At 79.4% G+C, this 384-nt stretch carries 1 pseudogene; it reads right to left on the bottom strand.

What is annotated here, in order from left to right:
- A pseudogene (locus G3I41_RS17605) lies at positions 1 to 384 on the bottom strand (hypothetical protein); the annotation flags it as partial.

Raw genomic sequence — 384 nt, 5'->3', positions numbered from 1 at the left:
CGCACTCCGGCGCGTCCTCCGCGCGCGCCGCGACCGCGCCGGGCGCCGACGGGCGGGCGGACGGGGCCTGGAACTGGGCGATGACCCTGCTCCCCGAGCCCCGCCAGGTCTCCGCCCGGGTGCACAGCCAGCGCGCCGTGCCACCGTCCTCGGGCAGCGCCTGCCGGGCGTAGGCCCAGGAGTTGACCGACCGCACCCCGTGCGACCGGACCTCCCGCAGCAGACACGCGGTCCGCGCCCAGCTCTCCCGCTCGGCCCGCCCCGAGACGTCGTGCGGGCTCCCCGGGGCGCCCGAGGTCAGCCGGGCCGGGGCCAGTTCGCCCAGGTCCGTGACCAGCCGCACCGATGCGTCCCCGGTCAGCTCGACGGCCTCCCAGGAGCGGC

This window comes from Streptomyces sp. SID9727, from assembly GCF_010550605.1.
In the GTDB taxonomy this organism is placed as follows: Bacteria; Actinomycetota; Actinomycetes; order Streptomycetales; family Streptomycetaceae; genus Streptomyces.
The sequence above is the reverse complement of the archived record's forward strand: the minus strand, read 5'-3'. Positions and strand labels throughout refer to the sequence as shown.